1 pseudogene is annotated in these 246 nt (G+C 65.0%); it reads right to left on the bottom strand.

Annotated features, from left to right (window positions below):
• Window positions 1-207: pseudogene (locus SB772_RS44390) on the bottom strand (MFS transporter); the annotation flags it as partial.
• Window positions 208-246: the final 39 nt, after the last annotated feature.

The following is a 246-nucleotide window of genomic DNA, read 5'->3' as shown; positions in this document are numbered from 1 at the left end:
CACTTGGCGCGAGCGCAGGTGATGGACTGCAACGAGCGGTGTTGAGCGCTTCTTTTCGATCAGCCAGAAGCCGGCGAAGGATACGACACCTCCTGCGAGCAGGCCAAGGGCCGCCGGGGAGGTCCACCCGGCCGAAGATCCTGTGGATACGAAGTAGGTGATGAAAACCAGGAACACCGACAGGGACCCTGCGCCCCACCAGTCCATCCGGCCGGGTGCCACGGCGGACTTACCGCCGGGGACGAC

Origin of the sequence: Paraburkholderia sp. SIMBA_030 (genome assembly GCF_046535245.1) — a bacterium.
Lineage (GTDB): Bacteria > Pseudomonadota > Gammaproteobacteria > Burkholderiales > Burkholderiaceae > Paraburkholderia.
Note: the sequence above shows the minus strand (reverse complement) of the source record. Positions and strands in the feature narration are given on the sequence as shown.